The following is an 18,178-nucleotide window of genomic DNA, read 5'->3' on the forward strand; positions in this document are numbered from 1 at the left end:
CTAAGTTCAAAAACTTATATTTATTATTTTTAAAAAGCAGAGTTTCTGCTTTTTTTTTCTTATGGGGAAAGTATATATGGTAAAATATAAATATGGATGTTAGAGACTATCATGAATTAACTATAGGAGGATTTATGGAAAAAAAAATATCAATTGCTATTGACGGTCCTGCTGCAGCCGGCAAGAGTACTGTAGCAAAAGTGGTGGCAGAAAAGTTATCATACATATATATCGATACCGGGGCAATGTATCGTGCTTTAACCTATAAAGCTCAAGTTAATAACCTTAACCTAGAAGATGAGAACTTTTTATTAGAAACTCTGCTAACAACAAAATTAGAACTTTTTCCTTCAGCAAAAGGTCAATTGGTATTTCTTGATCATCAAGAAGTAACAGATGCCATTCGATCAGCTGATGTGACAAATTCGGTATCGATCGTTGCTAAGCACCAAAAAGTCCGTGAAGAAATGGTAAGGATGCAGCAATCTTTTGCGGTAAATGGTGGGGTAGTGATGGATGGTAGGGATATTGGGACCCATGTGCTTCCAAATGCAGAGGTAAAGGTTTTCTTACTAGCTAGTGTTGAGGAAAGAGCAGTTAGACGCCATACGGAAAACCTGCAAAAAGGATACCCTTCCAACCTAGAACAATTAATGGTAGAAATTGCCCGTCGTGATAAAATAGACTCTGAACGAGCGTATGCACCGTTAAAAAAAGCAGACGATGCAATTGAAATTGACACAACATCCTTGGCTATCCCTGAAGTAGTAGAAAAAATAATGGATCTCGTGCATGAAAGGGTTGGATAAGTGTGACGTTTTATTCGTTTGCAAGATCGGTTGTAGCCGGCGTTCTCAAACCGGTGTATAGAATTGAAGTTATTGGATTAGAACATTTCCCTAAAGATGGAGGAGTACTCCTATGCACAAATCATATTCATAATTTTGATCCTTTAGTTGTTGGTACTACAGCTCCTAGACCTGTCCATTTTATGGCGAAGGAAGAAATATTTAAAGTTCCTGTATTGGGTAATATCGTTAGAAAGTGCAACGCCTTCCCAGTAAAAAGAGGGAAGGGGGACAGGGAATCATTAAGAGCTGGATTAAAGGTATTAAAAGACGGAAATGTTTTTGGGCTTTTTCCTGAAGGAACTAGAAGTAAAACAGGTGAAATCGGAAAAGGGTTATCGGGAGCGGGTTTTTTTGCTCTAAGAACAGATGCCAAGGTAATCCCTTGCGCCATTATTGGACCATACAAAAGCTTTGGGAAGTTAAGAGTTGTTTATGGGAGACCAATCTCGATGGAAGAAATGAGAAGTAAGAAAGCTTCTGCTGAAGAAGTAACCGAATTAATTATGTCAGAAATCCATAAACTTATAAAAGAACACCAAAAGGTTTCTGCTTGACAAAATAAGCTATTTGTAAGAAGTTAATAATTAGAGATTTTATTAGAATATTCAATCGTTTTAGTAGCTAGATTAAGGAGGAATACATAATGTCGGAAGATATGAACCAAGTTGAAGTTAAAAATTACTCTATTGGAGATAAAGTCATTGGACAAGTCACTAAGGTAGAAGAAAAACAAGTAATTGTTAATATTCAGAACAGTAAACATGATGGAATTATTCCAATTAGTGAGCTTTCCAGTCTGCATGTTGAAAAAGCATCAGATGTTGTTGCAGAGGGTGATGAGTTAGATCTTGAGGTATTAAAAGTAGAAGAGGACGTATTGGTTCTTTCAAAAAGAAAAGTGGATGCCGAGAAGGCTTGGGTAAACCTAGAGAATCTTTTCAATAGTGGCGAAGTATTTGAAACCGAGGTTAAAGATGTAGTTAAAGGCGGTCTTGTCGTTGATTTAGGTGTACGTGGATTTGTCCCTGCCTCTTTAGTTGAAGCACATTTTGTTGAAGACTTTTCTGATTATAAAGGTAAGAATCTTACTTTTAAAATTGTCGAGCTTGACAGAGAAAAAAATCGTTTAATTCTATCTCATCGTGCAGTGGTGGAAGAAGAAAAGGGAAAACATAAGAAAAATCTCTTAAATACGATTACTCCTGGACAGGTTATTGATGGTACCGTACAAAGAATTACGGATTTTGGAGCATTTGTTGATATTGGTGGTATCGACGGACTTGTTCATATTTCCCAACTATCCTATCAACATATTGATAAACCATCAGATGTTGTGCAGGAAGGTCAAACAGTAAAAGTAAAGGTGCTAAGTGTGGACCGAGATAGTGAAAGGATTTCCTTATCTATTAAAGAAACACAGCCAGGACCATGGTCGGATGTAGCTGAAAAAGCGCCAAAGGGCAGTACATTTACTGGCACCGTTAAAAGATTAGTTTCCTATGGTGCTTTTGTAGAGGTTTTCCCTGGCGTTGAAGGACTTGTTCATATCTCACAAATTGCTCACAAGCATATTGGGACGCCTCATGAGATATTAAAGGAAGGGCAAGAAGTTCAAGTCAAAGTGCTGGATGCTAATGAACAAGAACAGAGACTTTCTTTAAGCATCAAAGACCTGCTTGAAAAAGATGTAGAAGAAAACTTTGAATTCGAGCTTCCTGAAGAATCTAAAGGATTTCAGCTTGGGGAAATGATTGGCGATAAATTAAAGAATCTAGGAAAATAATGGTGATAATTAGTGTCTAGATCTGAACGGAAATGGGACCATATTCGCTATGCCTTGGAAACAGGGCAAAACCGAACGACATCATTTGATGATATTCAATTTATACATCAAAGTTTACCAAACATTAATGTTTCAGATGTTACTTTTAACCAGAGGATTGGCGAACTTTCTTTAAGTTCGCCAATTTTTATCAATGCGATGACAGGTGGCGGAGGCGAGAAAACCTATACCCTTAATAAGCAGCTTGCACAGGTAGCGCGTGTTTCTGGGCTTGCGATGGCAGTAGGGTCACAAATGTCAGCGCTGAAAGATAAGTCTGAAAGATATACATATGAAATTGTTAGAAAAGAGAACCCCTCTGGTGTATTGATTGCTAATTTAGGAAGTGAAGCAACCCCTGAACAAGCAAAAGTGGCAATTGAAATGATTGAAGCCAATGCTTTACAGGTGCATTTAAATGTTATTCAAGAATTGACAATGCCCGAAGGAGACCGGGAATTTTGTGGTTCATTAAAGAGAATAGAAGATATTGTAAAAGAAGTAAACGTTCCTGTCATTGTTAAAGAGGTTGGATTTGGGATGTCTAAAGAAACAGTAGAATCTCTAGTATCTGTAGGGGTTTCTATTGTGGATGTTGGTGGTTATGGCGGCACAAATTTTGCTGAAATAGAAAATAAGCGCAGTGAAAAATCACAAGCGTTTTTTAATCAATGGGGAATTCCGACAGCCGTATCTATATCTGAAGCTTCACAGTTTTCCAAATCTGTTACAATCATTGGTTCCGGTGGAATTACCTCTAGTAATGATATTGCTAAAGCCCTTGCTTTAGGGGCGAATGCAATTGGTTTTGCGGGTTTCTTCTTAAAAATCCTAGTTGAAGAAGGAATGGATTCGTTAAATGAAGAGATTTCGTCACTTCACCAAGAATTAAAAATGATTATGACTGCCTTAGGAGCTAAATCCATTCATGATTTACAAAGAGCTCCATTAGTCATATCTGGTCAAATGCATCATTGGTTAACCCAAAGGGGTATCGATACTAAAAAATATAGTCAGCGTAGTATTAAATAAAGCTCTCGCACCCAGCGAGAGCTTTATTTTTTAACTATACTTCCCATCATTTAATTTTCTTGCTTCTTCGGGGCTTTGCAGCTTTGTTGCTCCAGGGTAATGCAGTGCTTGATCGCGATCAGATTCAACTCTTCTACTTGCTTTTAACTTTTTTTCTTGACGGTCTTTTCCCATTTCTCCACACCTCCTATTATTAACATGATTTTGTTGACTAAAGATTATTCAGGGAAGTATGAAACTACATAAAGAATACCGATAATGGAAATAGTAGGAGGTGTATGATAATGGAGGGTTCATTGTTTTATTGGATTCTTTGGTTATTTTGGGTGTATATTACTTTTTTTATGGAAAAGAAAAATCGGTATCGTACTAAATTAGCAGCGGGCATTCTAGTGGTAATCATACTTTCTAATGTACATTTTATCGTTACAAGCTTTGAGTTTTATGCAGGTGGGCTATTTTTGCTGCTATTATCTTATATAATTTTGAGTAAGAAAAAGCTGGGTGCTTTGCTATATGCCTTTGTTTGTTCAATGATTCTAACCATTTCATATGTTACCTTTAACTTATTTGTGATTTATGATCCCATCTGGGTGTTTTTTGAAAAGGAATGGATGATGGGAATTTGCTTTAGCTGCCTGGCAATATTTTTGCAAACGACATTAAAAGATAGATTGTTGATTGTAGTTAGTGGTACGATGCAGGGAGAGGTGCTCTATGCCTATTATTTAAGTAAATTCGAATTTTCTTATCCAATAGGGACCATTGCTTATCTTGATGTTTCGGCCCTAACAATCATGCTGCTAGTAAGTTGGAGCTTTTTTGAAAATGCAGGTGCAATTTTTCAAAATCATTTTCACTTTTTTGAAAAGGGTAAGCAAAAATCATCCTAAAATAATTCTTTCCAAGTATTTGGATTGCTAGAAAGGATTAACATTGCTAAAATAATATGGTTAGACCCTTCTGTTTGAAAGAAGGGTTTCTTTATCATTAGTACACAATAACGATAAATATAACAAAATATTGATAAATATAAGAATAGAAAGGATGGCGATTATAATGGTAAAACCAGTTATAGCCATTGTAGGACGACCGAATGTTGGAAAATCAACTATTTTTAACAGAATAGTTGGAGAAAGAATTTCCATCGTTGAAGATATTCCAGGAGTAACACGTGATCGGATTTATAGCTCAGGAGAATGGTTAACGCATGATTTTAATGTAATTGATACGGGTGGTATAGATATTGGGGATGAACCATTTCTTGAGCAAATTCGTCAGCAGGCAGAAATAGCGATTGATGAGGCAGATGTTATTATCTTTTTAACAAATGGCAGAGAAGGAGTAACAGCTGCAGACGAAGAGGTCGCAAAAATATTATACAAATCTAAAAAACCTGTGGTACTAGCTGTTAATAAAATCGATAATCCAGAAATGCGGGAACAAATCTATGATTTTTATTCTTTAGGGTTCGGTGAACCAATACCAATATCTGGATCTCATGGCCTTGGTTTAGGTGACCTGTTAGATGAGGCTGCCAATCACTTTCCAAAGAATAAGGGGCAGGATTATGACGAAGATACTATTAAATTTTCCTTAATAGGTCGACCAAATGTTGGAAAATCATCACTAGTTAATGCAATACTTGGGGAAGAACGTGTAATTGTAAGTGATATTGCGGGAACAACAAGGGATGCAGTGGATTCTCCCTATACGTATAATGGTGATAAATATGTCATCATTGATACGGCAGGGATGCGAAAAAAAGGAAAAGTCTATGAAAGCACAGAAAAATATAGTGTACTCCGTGCATTAAGGGCAATAGAACGGTCAGATGTCGTTTTAGTGGTTATTAATGCTGAAGAAGGAATCATCGAACAAGATAAAAAAATTGCCGGATATGCACATGAGGCTGGCAGAGCCATTGTTATTGTTGTCAACAAGTGGGATGCTGTTGAAAAAGATGAAAAAACGATGAAAGAACTTGAACAAAAAATTCGCGAACATTTTCTTTTCTTAAGTTATGCTCCAATTGTTTTCTTATCTGCAAAAACGAAAAAACGGATTCATACGCTTTTACCAATGATTAATACTGCTAGTGATAATCATTCAATGCGGGTTGAAACTAGCGTTTTAAATGATGTAATTATGGACGCAGTAGCAATGAATCCAACACCTACAGATAAAGGTCGTCGTTTAAAGATTTATTACACTACCCAAGTAGCAGTAAAACCGCCAACCTTTGTTGTATTTGTAAACGAACCAGAATTAGTACATTTTTCATACGAACGCTTCTTAGAAAATCGGATCCGAGAGGCTTTTGGATTCGACGGAACCCCGATAAAAATTTACGCGAGAGAAAGAAAATAATTTTACCGTGGGAGTGATCTAAATGCAGGAAAATAAAGAAGCTGTAGCTGTAATTGGGGCTGGCAGCTGGGGTACTGCACTTGCGATGGTCCTTGCAGACAATGGACATGAAGTCAGGTTGTGGAGCCATAATGAACAACAAGTTCAAGAAATTAATGAATACCATACAAATCATAAATACTTGCCAGATATTAAATTACCTGATTTGATTGTTGGTTATGGTTCATTAAGTGATGCTATGGCCAGCATAAAGACGGTAATATTAGCGGTACCAACAAAAGCTATTCGCGAAGTCCTAGGAAAAATAAGGACTGTTCAAAGTTCCCCCTTGACGATTGCACATGTTAGTAAGGGGATTGAGCCAGATTCGTTGTTGAGAATATCTGAACTGATTAAGGAAGAAACTCCAAGTGAACTTTTGAAAGCAGTAGTAGTGCTATCAGGACCAAGCCACGCAGAGGAAGTAAGTAAAAGGCAGCCTACAACAGTAACTGTTTCGTCTGAAGATATGAGTGCTGCAGAAGAAATTCAAGATTTGTTCATCAATCATAATTTTCGAGTCTATACGAACCCGGATGTCATTGGTGTTGAAATTGGCGGAGCTCTAAAGAATATCATTGCCCTAGCTGCAGGAATAACGGACGGACTTGGTTATGGTGATAATGCGAAAGCGGCATTAATGACGAGAGGATTAGCTGAAATTGCACGTCTGGGAACCAAAATGGGAGCTAACCCATTAACCTTTTCTGGTTTAGCAGGGATAGGTGACTTGATTGTAACCTGTACAAGCGTCCATTCAAGGAACTGGAGAGCAGGAAATCTGCTTGGTAAAGGGAAAAACCTTGAAGAGGTTCTAGAAAACATGGGAATGGTTGTTGAAGGAGTAAGGACGACAAAAGCAGCCTATCAACTATCTAAAAAATTTAATGTAAGCATGCCGATTACTTGTGCCCTATATGATGTTTTATTCAATGGAAAAATGGCTAAAGATGCAGTGGATGTATTAATGGCACGTGGTAAAACTCATGAAATGGAAGATTTAGTTAACATTCTTGAAGAAAGAAACCTCGAAGAGTAAAATTTGTGCTTTTTTCATTGAAAAATAGGCATTCACATGATTCGCTTTTACATCTGATTGCATACTATGCAAACGAAGCACACGTGTAGTATGAACCAAAGTGTTTGGGTTGATTAGTCACTAAGACTGAAGTAAGGAATTCGCCCCCCTTTACTTCAGTTTTTTTATTGTTGCATGGTGTGTTGGTATGCGCTCCACTAAGGAAAGCTTCATTGAATAATCACCGCAGAGACAGGCGTTCTTTGCCTGTCACGAGGCACTTCGCTTTCCGCAGGCGGTACGGGGAGCCTCCTCGACGCTAAAGCGTCTGCGGGGTCTCCCCTGCCCCGTACTCCTGCAGGACATTGAATTACAACCTTGAGTTTGCCCACGCACGAAGAAAATGCGATAGCATTTTCGAGGAGTCTCGTGCCTTCCGCACAAACCAACACGTATATAAACAATAAATTCTAACTGCAGTTAGGTTGTAAAAAACAAAATTTTTTATGAAACATCTCCCATATGGTATAATAGCTTTCGGAATAAGGGGGGTGTCTTTTTGTCACCAGGTATGCTGAAAATGTGGATTTCAATTGCAGGAATGGGCTTAATGTTTCTTGCTATTTTTACAATATATCTTAGCCGTTATAAGTTAAAAGGTGTCCTGAAGTTTTTATCTGCGTTCCTTGCTTACATTTTTTTATTTGTTTCGGGAATCACGTTGATTATTGTCCTTTTTACATAAAATAAAAAAATAGGTGATAGTAGTGAATTGGAAAGTTATTGGTACACTAGTGGTTTTAACTTCTTTATTTTTATCAGGATGTATGTATCCATCAGAGAAGTTAGCAGAGAATCAAATCCCGTATACTGATCAAATACAAGTAGTTCAACAAGCGGTTAATACCTTTAAGGAGGATAATGGAGGAATCCTGCCGATTAAAACAAGAGACGCTGTGACTCCAATCTATCAAAAATATCCGATTGAATTTAAAAAAGTTGCGCCGAAATATATCGCAGAGCCACCTGGAAATGCGTTTGAAAGTGGTGGGATTTTCCAATATGTCCTCGTTGATGTCGAAACCAATCCGACTGTAAAACTTTTAGATTTAAGAATGGCTGATGTAATTCGTGATATTAAGATGCGAATCAAATCCAATGGATATCCTCCATATAAAGAAAAATTAGCGGATAATGTGTATACCATTGATTTTAAGGAACTAGGATATAAGCAAGACCCATATGCCATCAGTCCATTTTCAAATCAAAATCTCCCATTAGTAGTGACAACGGATGCTGAAGTGTATGTGGATTATCGCCAAGATTTATTTCAGGAGCTTAAAAAAACGGACAAGCAAATAAAATCGGGCGAGGATATCCGTTATATTCTTGTCGAGGATTCAATGTTTGTCCCTGCCTATTCTTTGCCATATACTGTTGACCCAGAGAACAAAGAACCAGTTTTTTTAACGCAATAAGAATGTCAAATAGTCATAACCCTTCTTCTACGAAATATATTGTAGGAGTAGGGTTTTTTTGGTCTAAGGATTTTTACTGCTTTACCTCAGAAACCTTCATTCAATCAACTGTTCAGACACAACAGATACAAGAATATTTAAAGGAATAGTTAATAAGGGGGTAAAAAAATTTTAAAAAACTGTCATAACAATATAGGACAACGTCATAAATATATATTGTCCAAACATATCTTGATGGATAATATTATCCCACTTTACTCTATGATCGGGAGGGGATCACTTGGAAAAGGTTGATATTTTCAAAGATATTGCCGAAAGAACCGGCGGTGATATTTATTTAGGAGTAGTAGGTGCTGTTCGAACAGGAAAATCCACATTTATTAAAAAATTCATGGAACTTGTGGTTTTACCGAATATAGACAATGAGGCAGAAAGATCTAGAACGGTGGATGAGCTTCCACAGAGTGCTGCAGGAAAAACGATCATGACAACCGAGCCAAAGTTCGTTCCTAATCAAGCTGCTACTGTTCATGTTGACGAAGGTCTTAATGTTAATATTAGGCTAGTAGATTGTGTTGGTTATACTGTTCCAGGCGCAAAAGGGTATGAGGATGAAAATGGTCCTAGAATGATTACTACCCCATGGTACGAGGAGCCAATACCATTCCATGAAGCGGCTGAAATTGGAACTAGGAAGGTCATACAAGAGCATTCTACAATCGGGGTAGTCGTTACTACGGATGGAACCATTGGTGAAATTCCAAGAAGTAATTATATCGAGGCTGAAGAAAGAGTCATTAATGAGCTAAAGGAAGTTGGCAAACCGTTTGTTATGGTCGTCAATAGCGCTCAGCCATATCATCCAAGTACAGAAACGCTTAGGTCTAGTTTAGCAGAAAAATATGACATACCAGTGCTTGCGATGAGTGTGGAAAGCATGCGTGACAGTGATGTACTTAATGTTCTAAGAGAAGCTCTTTACGAATTTCCAGTCCTTGAGGTTAATGTTAATCTACCAAGCTGGGTAATGGTGTTAAGAGAAAATCACTGGCTGCGTGAAAGCTATCAAGAAGCCGTCAAAGAAACAGTTAAAGATATCAAGAGATTAAGAGATGTTGATAGGGTCGTACAACAATTTAGCGACTTTGACTATATTGAACGAGCTGGGTTAGCTGGTATTGAAATGGGTCAAGGTGTGGCAGAAATTGATTTATTTGCTCCAGATGAACTTTATGATGATATCCTTAAAGAAATTGTCGGGGTAGAAATTAGAGGAAAAGACCATCTCCTTGAGCTAATGCAGGATTTTGCCCATGCAAAGGCTGAGTATGATCATATTTCAGATGCATTAAGAATGGTGAAGCAGACAGGTTACGGAATTGCCTCGCCATCACTTTCGGATATGAGTCTAGAAGAACCTGAAATTATCCGTCAGGGCGCGAGGTTCGGGGTAAGGCTGCGAGCAGTAGCTCCGTCCATTCATATGATAAAGGTAGATGTTGAATCTGAATTTGCACCCATTATTGGAACAGAAAAGCAAAGTGAGGAGCTAGTCCGTTACTTAATGCAGGACTTTGAGGATGATCCATTATCCATTTGGAATTCTGATATTTTTGGCCGCTCCTTAAGCTCAATCGTTAGGGAGGGTATTCAAGCCAAGCTATCCTTAATGCCAGAGAATGCAAGGTATAAATTAAAAGAAACACTTGAGCGAATTATAAACGAAGGATCAGGTGGCTTAATCGCGATAATCCTTTAAGATGAAGACTCCTAATTGGAGTCTTTTTCTAATTTTACAAAAAACTACATCCAAATTTGTGAAATTTAGTAGAAATTTGTAGAAATGAAGAAAAGATTACCATTATTTCATGAATTATTCTTGATTAGCGTAAATGATTGTGATAATCTTTTAACAGACTTACGTTTGTGCTTAAAACCTTTATATAATAAGGTTTTTATTAAAAAAGTAGATTAAAATATCAAAAATAGTTATTTTTATTTACTTTGCCAATAAAACTGAGCTATGACGTATAGAAATAAGAAAAATTGTTTAGAAATGTAGATAAGTAATCTTATTTACGATTCTTTACTTAACTTATTGGGAGGAGGTGAATAGCATGAACAAGACAGAATTAATTAACGCAGTTGCAGAAGCAAGTGAACTTTCTAAAAAAGACGCTACAAAAGCAGTTGATGCTGTTTTTGAGTCAATTCTAGATGCATTAAAAAATGGTGATAAAGTCCAATTAATCGGTTTTGGTAACTTTGAAGTACGTGAACGTGCTGCTCGTAAAGGTCGCAATCCTCAAACTGGTGAGGAAATCGAAATTGGTGCAAGCAAAGTTCCTGCATTCAAACCAGGCAAAGCACTTAAAGACGCAGTAAAATAAATTACATAAATTTATTGCCTCGGCAAAAGGGTCATGGTAATTTCCATGGCCTTTTTTCTATGCTCCAAGTGACTTTGAACATCACTATTGTTGTGCTAATATGTAATAGTCGTATATACTTGTTTGATATATAGTAGGGGGAATATGCATGACTGAAGTCAATCGTACCCAGATTGAAGAGGCGGTACGTTCAATAATAACAGCGATAGGGGAAGATCCCGATAGAGAGGGTCTGCTTGATACACCAAAACGTGTAGCTAAAATGTATGAAGAAGTTTTTAGCGGTCTGAATGAAGATCCTAAAACACATTTTGAAACTATATTCAGTGAAGACCATGAAGAATTAGTTTTGGTTAAAGATATTCCATTCTATTCTATGTGTGAGCATCATCTTCTACCTTTCTTCGGAACAGCACATGTGGCATATATACCTAAAAATGGCCGTGTAACCGGATTGAGTAAATTGGCCAGAGCGGTAGAGGCAGTTGCTAAAAGACCTCAGTTACAGGAAAGAATCACCACAACCATAGCAGATAGTATGATGGATAAATTAGAACCTCATGGTGTAATGGTAGTTATCGAGGCAGAACATATGTGTATGACGATGCGCGGGGTAAAGAAACCAGGGTCAAAAACGGTGACGACAGCAGTAAGGGGTAATCTTGCGATTGATCCTTCTTCTCGAGCGGAGATTCTAACTTTAATTATGAATTAGGTGGGGGATACTATGGAAAAGCGTGAACCACAAAGTAGTGATTTTGTTGTGATAAAAGCAATCGATGATGGCGTTAGTGTGATTGGATTGACGCGCGGGACGGATACGAAATTTCATCATTCTGAAAAGCTGGATAAAGGGGAAGTATTAATTGCCCAATTTACAGAACATACATCAGCAATAAAAATTAGAGGAAATGCAAAAATATTGACCCAATTTGGCGAAATTGAAAGTGAACTGAAAAAATAATAATAAAAATGTTCTAGTCGTACTTATTTGTTTTCATTATCCAAACAGTAAAATTGTATTTATTTTGTGAATTACTGCCCATACATAAGCTTTTATGATATAATTGTCACTGCCTTGTTTAAACAAAAGGGACATAATAAATATATAAATTCGGGGGAAGCAAGGGTGATTAAATTGCCAGACATTCAACAAAAGTATACAGACATACAGAAGCAAGTTGAGCAAAAAGTTTTTCATCCTTACTTGCTAAAATATATTGAAACCCCTGTAATTGATGAAGATCGACTGCTTATTCTCGTTTCTATTATGGATAGACTTGAATTTTCTGACAATAAAATGGAGAATTATGCTACAACTACGATGCTAATCCAAATTGCCCTTGATACCCATGAGCATATATCGAATGCGGCTGTCGATGAAATAAATAGACAATTAACTGTCCTAGCTGGTGATTATTATAGCGGCTTGTATTATAAACTCTTGGCAGAGTCTGAAGATAACATGATGATAAAAGAACTCTCTAAAGGGATAAAAGAAATCAATGAACATAAAGTTCTTGTCTATCAAAAGGAACTTGGTGGAATTGAAAATTTAATGGAAAGCATAAAGAAAATTGAAAGCTCACTCCTTATAAGATTCTCAAATTATTTTAAAGTAGATTTATGGAATGAGTTTATTGTTAATTTATTTTTTTTCAAGCGCTTGCTTTCAGAGAAGAAACAATTTCTAGAAGCTGGCAGCAGCCACTTGTTCGAATTTATGAAAGAAATAACTATTCCGAATAAAAATCTTTCAATTAAAAATCTATCAGATAAACAGCAAAAAGATTTGCTTGTGATTTGTGATCGTTATCTGGATTCTGCAAACCAATTCCTACTAAAAGGAATAGATCAGCTGCCATATTTAAATGATATGCTTGAGGCTAGAATAACTTCGATCATTAATGAACATCAACCATTTGCGAAAACTTTAGTGGAAGAAGGGTAAGCTTATGCAGCAATCTAAGGAACAACGAGTTCATAAGGTCTTTGAAAAAATTTCCGATAACTACGATAAAATGAACTCAGTGATTAGTTTTCAGCAGCACATCAAATGGCGTAAAGATACGATGAAAAGAATGAATGTCAAGCCAGGTTCGAAAGCGCTGGATGTATGTTGTGGAACTGGAGACTGGACGATTGCACTTGCAGAGGAAGTTGGTACTTCCGGTGAGGTTACTGGACTTGACTTTAGTCAAAACATGTTAAATGTTGGAATTGAAAAAGTAAAGAGCTTGGGATTAAAACATGTTAACTTAATACATGGTAATGCCATGGAGCTCCCTTTTCCAGATAATAGCTTCGATTATGTAACGATTGGTTTTGGTTTAAGAAACGTACCAGATTATCTTCAAGTTTTAAAAGAAATGAATCGTGTATTAAAACCAGGGGGAATCGCTGTTTGCCTTGAAACCTCCCAGCCCACCTTAATAGGGTATAAGCAGCTTTACTATTTTTACTTCCGTTATATTATGCCGTTTTTTGGCAAGTTATTTGCTAAGAGTTATCAAGAATATTCCTGGCTTCATGAATCTGCGCGTAATTTCCCAGGCATGAAAGAATTAGCTCGAATGTTCGAAACTGCTGGCTTTAAAGATGTCTTTTATAAGCCATATAGTGGAGGAGCTGCAGCAGTTCATATAGGATATAAAAAGTAATTTAATATTAGACATGCAAACAGGACGAAAAGCTGGTGAATACAAATGAAATTAAAGATGATGTATTCATTTTTGAATTCAGATATTAATTTAATTGAAAAAAAATTAGAAGAGACTATCCAATCGGATTCTTATTTTTTGAAACGGGCTTCTTTGCACACCCTGCAAGCAGGAGGTAAAAGAATTCGGCCTGTTTTTGTTTTATTGGCTGGTAAGTTCGGTCAATACGATATTAACGTAATGAAAAATGTTGCCGTTGGACTTGAACTCATTCATATGGCCTCACTTGTACATGATGATGTAATTGACGATGCTGATCTACGAAGAGGGCAGCCAACTGTTAAAGCAAAATGGGACAATAAAACGGCTATGTATACCGGTGACTTTATTTTTGCGCTGTCTCTTGAATTAATGAGCGAAATGAATAAGCCCTTAGCACATAAAATTTTAGCGAATACAATTTTTGAAGTAGCGGTTGGTGAAATCCAACAAATAAAAGATAAATATCGGTTTGATCAAAATCTTAGGGATTATTTACGGAGAATTAAGAGAAAGACAGCGTTGCTCATTTCTGCGAGTTGTCAGCTTGGAGCGATTGCTGCTGATGTGGAAGAAAGCATTCATAATAAATTATATCTATTTGGCTATTATGTGGGTATGGCATTTCAAATTACAGATGATATTCTTGATTTTACAGCTACAGAAGAAGAGCTTGGAAAGCCTGCAGGCAGTGATTTACTCCAGGGAAATATTACCGCTCCCGCCCTTTATGCAATGGAAAATGATCGGATCCGCGAGGAGATTGAAAAGGTTCACGAGGCTATGGAACCTGCACAAATACACAAGATTATCACGTTAATTAAAGAATCAGGTGCGATTGAAAGGTCTATCTCATTAAGTGATAGGTACCTAGATAAAGCATTGACCGTATTAGAAGATCTCCCTGCAAATAAAGCTAAAAAAACACTTCGAGACATTGCAAAGTTTATCGGAAGACGAAAATATTAGGTGAAAGAGAGATAAACCTTGGTTTACTCTCTTTTTGTTTTGCCATCTTTCATACAATGAAATCGTTTTCGACTTGTGAAATATTCAAAAAAATGTTAACATCTTGATGGATTGTCCCACTATGACAATTATTATACATACTATTTTAGGAGTGGAATTCATGGAAAAAACATTTTTAATGGTGAAACCTGATGGTGTACAGCGTAATTTAATCGGAGAAATCGTTGCTCGTTTTGAAAAAAAAGGATTCCAATTAGTTGGAGCTAAATTGATGAGTATTCCGACTGAACTTGCCGAGGAGCACTATGGTGAGCATAAAGAACGTCCATTCTTTGGTGAATTGGTAGATTTCATCACATCTGGTCCGGTTTTTGCTATGGTTTGGCAAGGTGAAAATGTTATTGCAACAGCTCGTCAAATGATGGGTTCAACGAATCCTAAGGATGCAGCTCCAGGTACGATCCGTGGTGAATTTGGTTTAACTGTTGGAAAAAATGTTATTCATGGATCAGATTCTCCTGCAAGTGCAGAGCGTGAAATTGGGTTGTTTTTTAAAGATGGCGGAGTTGTCGAGTACTCTAAACTAGTGAACGAGTGGATTTACTAGGTTAACTATAAAAAGGCGCTTGTATCTTACTATACAGGTGCCTTTTTGTATGCGCATTCATCAGAGTTTTAAAAAAATTTCAGGAATAATGGGTGTACAAATGAACGAAACGTGTTTATCATTAATTAAATAATTTCTATCAGTTTATGCTATTTTCAGATAATTTCACTAGGTTTATTGTTGTTAATATGGTATATTGATAAAAATCCTTTAATGAGTTGAAGGGGGAAAGAACTATGGGAATGAGATATTTAACAGCTGGAGAATCACATGGTCCACAATTAACGACTATTCTAGAAGGACTCCCAGCAGGAATGCCATTATTAGCAGAGGATATAAATACAGAGCTTGCAAGAAGGCAACAGGGTTATGGACGTGGAAGAAGAATGCAAATCGAAAAGGATACGGTTGAAATCACTTCTGGAGTTCGACATGGCCAAACACTTGGATCGCCCATTGCATTAATTGTCGAGAACAATGACTGGAAGCATTGGACTAAAATTATGGGAGCAGACCCATTAATTGAAGGACAAGAGGAAGAAGTTAAACGAAAAATAACTCGTCCAAGACCTGGACATGCAGATTTAAATGGTGCAATTAAATACGGTCACCGCGATATGAGAAATGTCCTTGAACGTTCATCGGCGCGGGAAACGACGGTAAGAGTTGCAGCAGGTGCAGTTGCAAAGAAACTTTTAACTTTAGTAGGGGTTACACTCGTTTCTCATGTGGTTGAAATCGGTGGTATTAAAGCTAAAGCAAACGCTCATTTAACCATTGACGAGTTAAAGGAAAGAGCAGAGCTTTCACCAGTTCGCTGTGCCGACCCAGAGGTAGAACAGCAAATGATGGATGCGATTGATAATGCTAAGAAAAATGGTGATTCCATTGGCGGGGTTGTCGAAGTGATTGCATCTGGAATGCCTGCGGGTTTAGGCAGCTATGTTCAATATGATAGAAAATTAGATGCCAAGCTTGCAGCAGCTATTATAAGTATTAATGCATTTAAAGGTGTCGAGTTTGGAATTGGCTTTGAAGCAGCAAGAAAGCCTGGAAGTGAAGTACATGATGAGATTCTTTGGGATCAAGAAAATGGCTATACCCGCAAGACCAACCGTCTCGGTGGATTTGAAGGTGGAATGACCACAGGGATGCCTATTGTCGTTCGTGGCGTAATGAAGCCAATTCCAACGCTATATAAACCGTTAATGAGTGTTGATATCGATTCGAAAGAACCATTTTCAGCAAGTGTTGAGCGTTCTGACAGCTGTGCTGTTCCTGCCGCTGCAGTTGTAGCTGAACATGTTGTTGCATGGGAACTAGCTAATTCTCTGATTGATCAATTTAATAGTGATCGTTTTGATACGTTCGCAGCAGAAATTAAGCGTCAACGAGATTACGCGAGGGAATTTTAATGGAAGCTATTCAAATACAAACGAGCTCCAAAAACTATGAGGTGTTTGTTGGTGAAGGCATACGTAATGAAATTAGTACATTTTTATCCAATCATTTTCCAAACCTTACGAGAATATTAATTATTACTGATGAAACGGTCGGGAAAATACATCTGGATAAATTAGTACCGCTTTTGTCTGGTTGGGACCCGGTTGTTTTTACTGCGCCTAGTGGTGAAAAAGCTAAAACGTTCGAAGTATATTACGATGCCTTATCAAATGCACTAGAAAACCGTTTAGATCGAAAATCTGTCATTCTCGCATTTGGCGGTGGAGCGGTAGGTGACTTATCTGGTTTTGTTGCGGCATCATTTATGAGGGGAATACCTTTTATTCAAGTTCCAACCACTATCCTCGCCCATGATAGTGCTGTAGGCGGAAAGGTAGCTATTAACCATCCGCTTGGGAAAAATATGATTGGAGCTTTCCATCAACCAGAGGCTGTTTTCTACGATCTTGAACTACTCAATACTTTACCTGAGCATGAAATTCGTTCTGGTTTTGCAGAGGTTATTAAACATGCCCTCATTTATGATGTTAACTTTTATGAATGGTTAAAAACTGATATTCGCCATCTTGACTCCTTACCAACTGAACAATTATTTGATTCACTTTCAAAAGGGATTAAAATTAAAAATGAATTTGTCTCAAAGGACGAAAAAGAGACCGGAATTCGTGCCTATTTAAATTTTGGTCATACACTTGGCCATGCGATTGAATCTGAAATGGGCTATGGTAACTTTACACACGGTGAAGCAGTAATGATCGGGATGATATTTGCCTTAAAACTAAGTAAAGATGTGTTAGGGTTTTCTTTTAATACTGAAGAATTTATTAACTGGATACAAAAACTTGGTTATCAAACAGAGATTCCATCTCATTTATCACCAGAGCGACTTCTTACAAAAATGAAGTCAGATAAAAAATCAGCTGGTGGAGCAGTAATATTTGTATTACTAGAGGAAATTGGAAAGCCAAAATTACAAGAGCTTTCGGATGATTTTTTATTAGGCAAGATCAAGAGTTTTTAGAACAAAGGGGGACTTATCTTGATAAGAGGGATGAGGGGTGCAATCACCGTAACTAGTAATTCCGAAGAAGAAATCATATCAGCAACAGAAGAACTAATGAAAGAATTAATCGAAGGAAATAACATTCTTCCAGAGCAGGTTGCTTCTGTTTTTATTTCAACCACTGAGGACCTAAATGCTGCCTTCCCAGCAAGAGCACTGCGCAAATTTCCTGGATGGACTTATGTACCGGTTATGTGCATGAGGGAATTACCTGTGCCCAATGCTTTGCCAATGTGCATTAGAATTATGATGCACGTGAATACGTCTGTTACCCAGGAAGAAATCATCCATGTTTATTTAGAAGGGGCAGCGGTTTTAAGACCAGATTTAGGAAATACTTTGGCTTAATAATGTATCTAACGGATGGAGTGAAGAG

Annotated in this window: 21 protein-coding genes; 20 read left to right on the forward strand and 1 reads right to left on the reverse strand. The window is 37.3% G+C overall.

All coding sequences use genetic code 11. The annotated features are described in order from the left end of the window. Window positions 1–134 precede the first annotated feature (134 nt). The 4 genes from cmk to fni all read left to right on the forward strand — a co-directional run bounded on the left by cmk (window position 135) and on the right by fni (window position 3,705). Window positions 135–809, forward strand: a complete 675-nt coding sequence (gene cmk / locus V7124_RS18925; protein ID WP_335492179.1) for a (d)CMP kinase — start codon at window positions 135–137, stop codon at window positions 807–809. Between the two features lie 2 nt (window positions 810–811). Beyond that, window positions 812–1,405, forward strand: a complete 594-nt coding sequence (locus tag V7124_RS18930; RefSeq protein WP_335492181.1) for a lysophospholipid acyltransferase family protein — start codon at window positions 812–814, stop codon at window positions 1,403–1,405. Window positions 1,406–1,494: 89 nt separating this feature from the next. Then, a complete protein-coding gene (rpsA, locus tag V7124_RS18935; protein WP_335492183.1) occupies window positions 1,495–2,634 on the forward strand; it encodes a 30S ribosomal protein S1 in 1,140 nt (379 codons plus the stop codon). Window positions 2,635–2,646: 12 nt separating this feature from the next. Beyond that, complete coding sequence (gene fni, locus V7124_RS18940) at window positions 2,647–3,705, forward strand: type 2 isopentenyl-diphosphate Delta-isomerase (protein WP_335492185.1); 1,059 nt, start codon at window positions 2,647–2,649, stop codon at window positions 3,703–3,705. Between the two features lie 30 nt (window positions 3,706–3,735). On the opposite strand, the gene V7124_RS18945 is transcribed toward fni, so the two are convergent. After that, window positions 3,736–3,879, reverse strand: coding sequence for a YpzI family protein (locus V7124_RS18945; RefSeq protein WP_335409181.1), 144 nt, complete (start codon window positions 3,877–3,879; stop codon window positions 3,736–3,738). 110 nt (window positions 3,880–3,989) lie between these two features. Here V7124_RS18945 and V7124_RS18950 point away from each other — a divergent pair, with 110 nt between their 5' ends. From V7124_RS18950 to aroH, 16 genes are all read left to right on the forward strand, one after another. Further along, a complete protein-coding gene (locus V7124_RS18950; protein ID WP_335492188.1) occupies window positions 3,990–4,598 on the forward strand; it encodes a YphA family membrane protein in 609 nt (202 codons plus the stop codon). A gap of 166 nt (window positions 4,599–4,764) precedes the next feature. Continuing rightward, the gene (gene der, locus V7124_RS18955) at window positions 4,765–6,075 is read left to right on the forward strand and encodes a ribosome biogenesis GTPase Der (RefSeq protein ID WP_335492190.1); all 1,311 of its coding nucleotides are present in this window, start codon (window positions 4,765–4,767) and stop codon (window positions 6,073–6,075) included. 22 nt (window positions 6,076–6,097) lie between these two features. Then, window positions 6,098–7,153 (forward strand): NAD(P)H-dependent glycerol-3-phosphate dehydrogenase, encoded by a 1,056-nt coding sequence (locus V7124_RS18960; protein WP_335492192.1) that lies wholly within the window; start codon window positions 6,098–6,100, stop codon window positions 7,151–7,153. A 538-nt stretch (window positions 7,154–7,691) separates the two neighbouring features. Continuing rightward, window positions 7,692–7,877, forward strand: a complete 186-nt coding sequence (locus V7124_RS18965) for a DUF2768 domain-containing protein (RefSeq protein ID WP_335409187.1) — start codon at window positions 7,692–7,694, stop codon at window positions 7,875–7,877. 82 nt (window positions 7,878–7,959) lie between these two features. Beyond that, entirely contained in the window at window positions 7,960–8,610 is a 651-nt protein-coding gene (locus tag V7124_RS18970; protein ID WP_420489489.1) for a hypothetical protein, read from the forward strand. 280 nt (window positions 8,611–8,890) lie between these two features. Further along, window positions 8,891–10,369 carry a stage IV sporulation protein A gene (gene spoIVA / locus V7124_RS18975; protein ID WP_335409191.1) on the forward strand — a complete coding sequence of 493 codons (1,479 nt, stop codon included), beginning with the start codon at window positions 8,891–8,893 and terminating at the stop codon, window positions 10,367–10,369. Between the two features lie 358 nt (window positions 10,370–10,727). Beyond that, window positions 10,728–11,000 carry an HU family DNA-binding protein gene (locus V7124_RS18980; protein WP_335409193.1) on the forward strand — a complete coding sequence of 91 codons (273 nt, stop codon included), beginning with the start codon at window positions 10,728–10,730 and terminating at the stop codon, window positions 10,998–11,000. 148 nt (window positions 11,001–11,148) lie between these two features. Then, window positions 11,149–11,715, forward strand: coding sequence for a GTP cyclohydrolase I FolE (gene folE, locus V7124_RS18985; protein ID WP_335492197.1), 567 nt, complete (start codon window positions 11,149–11,151; stop codon window positions 11,713–11,715). 12 nt (window positions 11,716–11,727) lie between these two features. Beyond that, on the forward strand, window positions 11,728–11,964 hold the full coding sequence (mtrB, locus tag V7124_RS18990) for a trp RNA-binding attenuation protein MtrB (RefSeq protein WP_335409196.1): 237 nt from the start codon (window positions 11,728–11,730) through the stop codon (window positions 11,962–11,964). A 165-nt stretch (window positions 11,965–12,129) separates the two neighbouring features. Beyond that, window positions 12,130–12,951 carry a heptaprenyl diphosphate synthase component 1 gene (locus tag V7124_RS18995; protein ID WP_335492200.1) on the forward strand — a complete coding sequence of 274 codons (822 nt, stop codon included), beginning with the start codon at window positions 12,130–12,132 and terminating at the stop codon, window positions 12,949–12,951. A 4-nt stretch (window positions 12,952–12,955) separates the two neighbouring features. Beyond that, a complete protein-coding gene (locus tag V7124_RS19000) occupies window positions 12,956–13,660 on the forward strand; it encodes a demethylmenaquinone methyltransferase (protein WP_335409200.1) in 705 nt (234 codons plus the stop codon). Between the two features lie 45 nt (window positions 13,661–13,705). Beyond that, entirely contained in the window at window positions 13,706–14,668 is a 963-nt protein-coding gene (hepT, locus tag V7124_RS19005) for a heptaprenyl diphosphate synthase component II (RefSeq protein WP_335492202.1), read from the forward strand. Window positions 14,669–14,828: 160 nt separating this feature from the next. Beyond that, window positions 14,829–15,275, forward strand: coding sequence for a nucleoside-diphosphate kinase (gene ndk / locus V7124_RS19010; RefSeq protein WP_335458713.1), 447 nt, complete (start codon window positions 14,829–14,831; stop codon window positions 15,273–15,275). Between the two features lie 242 nt (window positions 15,276–15,517). After that, window positions 15,518–16,690, forward strand: a complete 1,173-nt coding sequence (aroC, locus tag V7124_RS19015; protein WP_335492225.1) for a chorismate synthase — start codon at window positions 15,518–15,520, stop codon at window positions 16,688–16,690. Next, complete coding sequence (gene aroB, locus V7124_RS19020) at window positions 16,690–17,760, forward strand: 3-dehydroquinate synthase (RefSeq protein WP_335409206.1); 1,071 nt, start codon at window positions 16,690–16,692, stop codon at window positions 17,758–17,760. The genes aroC and aroB overlap by 1 nt, the downstream gene beginning before the upstream one ends. Before the next feature lie 18 nt (window positions 17,761–17,778). Next, entirely contained in the window at window positions 17,779–18,150 is a 372-nt protein-coding gene (gene aroH, locus V7124_RS19025; protein WP_335492205.1) for a chorismate mutase, read from the forward strand. Window positions 18,151–18,178: the final 28 nt, after the last annotated feature.

It is taken from the genome of Neobacillus niacini (genome assembly GCF_036961885.1).
GTDB lineage: Bacteria > Bacillota > Bacilli > Bacillales > Cytobacillaceae > Neobacillus > Neobacillus niacini_H.

Coding starts and splice junctions, on each gene's coding strand:
- V7124_RS18980 (WP_335409193.1), top strand. CDS start 10,728: ATGAACAAGACAGAATTAATTAACGCAGTTGCAGAAGCAAGTGAACTT.
- V7124_RS18960 (WP_335492192.1), top strand. CDS start 6,098: ATGCAGGAAAATAAAGAAGCTGTAGCTGTAATTGGGGCTGGCAGCTGG.
- mtrB (WP_335409196.1), top strand. CDS start 11,728: ATGGAAAAGCGTGAACCACAAAGTAGTGATTTTGTTGTGATAAAAGCA.
- V7124_RS19000 (WP_335409200.1), top strand. CDS start 12,956: ATGCAGCAATCTAAGGAACAACGAGTTCATAAGGTCTTTGAAAAAATT.
- der (WP_335492190.1), top strand. CDS start 4,765: ATGGTAAAACCAGTTATAGCCATTGTAGGACGACCGAATGTTGGAAAA.
- V7124_RS18970 (WP_420489489.1), top strand. CDS start 7,960: ATGTATCCATCAGAGAAGTTAGCAGAGAATCAAATCCCGTATACTGAT.
- aroC (WP_335492225.1), top strand. CDS start 15,518: ATGAGATATTTAACAGCTGGAGAATCACATGGTCCACAATTAACGACT.
- aroB (WP_335409206.1), top strand. CDS start 16,690: ATGGAAGCTATTCAAATACAAACGAGCTCCAAAAACTATGAGGTGTTT.
- V7124_RS18950 (WP_335492188.1), top strand. CDS start 3,990: ATGGAGGGTTCATTGTTTTATTGGATTCTTTGGTTATTTTGGGTGTAT.
- rpsA (WP_335492183.1), top strand. CDS start 1,495: ATGTCGGAAGATATGAACCAAGTTGAAGTTAAAAATTACTCTATTGGA.
- hepT (WP_335492202.1), top strand. CDS start 13,706: ATGAAATTAAAGATGATGTATTCATTTTTGAATTCAGATATTAATTTA.
- folE (WP_335492197.1), top strand. CDS start 11,149: ATGACTGAAGTCAATCGTACCCAGATTGAAGAGGCGGTACGTTCAATA.
- V7124_RS18945 (WP_335409181.1), bottom strand. CDS start 3,879: ATGGGAAAAGACCGTCAAGAAAAAAAGTTAAAAGCAAGTAGAAGAGTT.
- ndk (WP_335458713.1), top strand. CDS start 14,829: ATGGAAAAAACATTTTTAATGGTGAAACCTGATGGTGTACAGCGTAAT.
- cmk (WP_335492179.1), top strand. CDS start 135: ATGGAAAAAAAAATATCAATTGCTATTGACGGTCCTGCTGCAGCCGGC.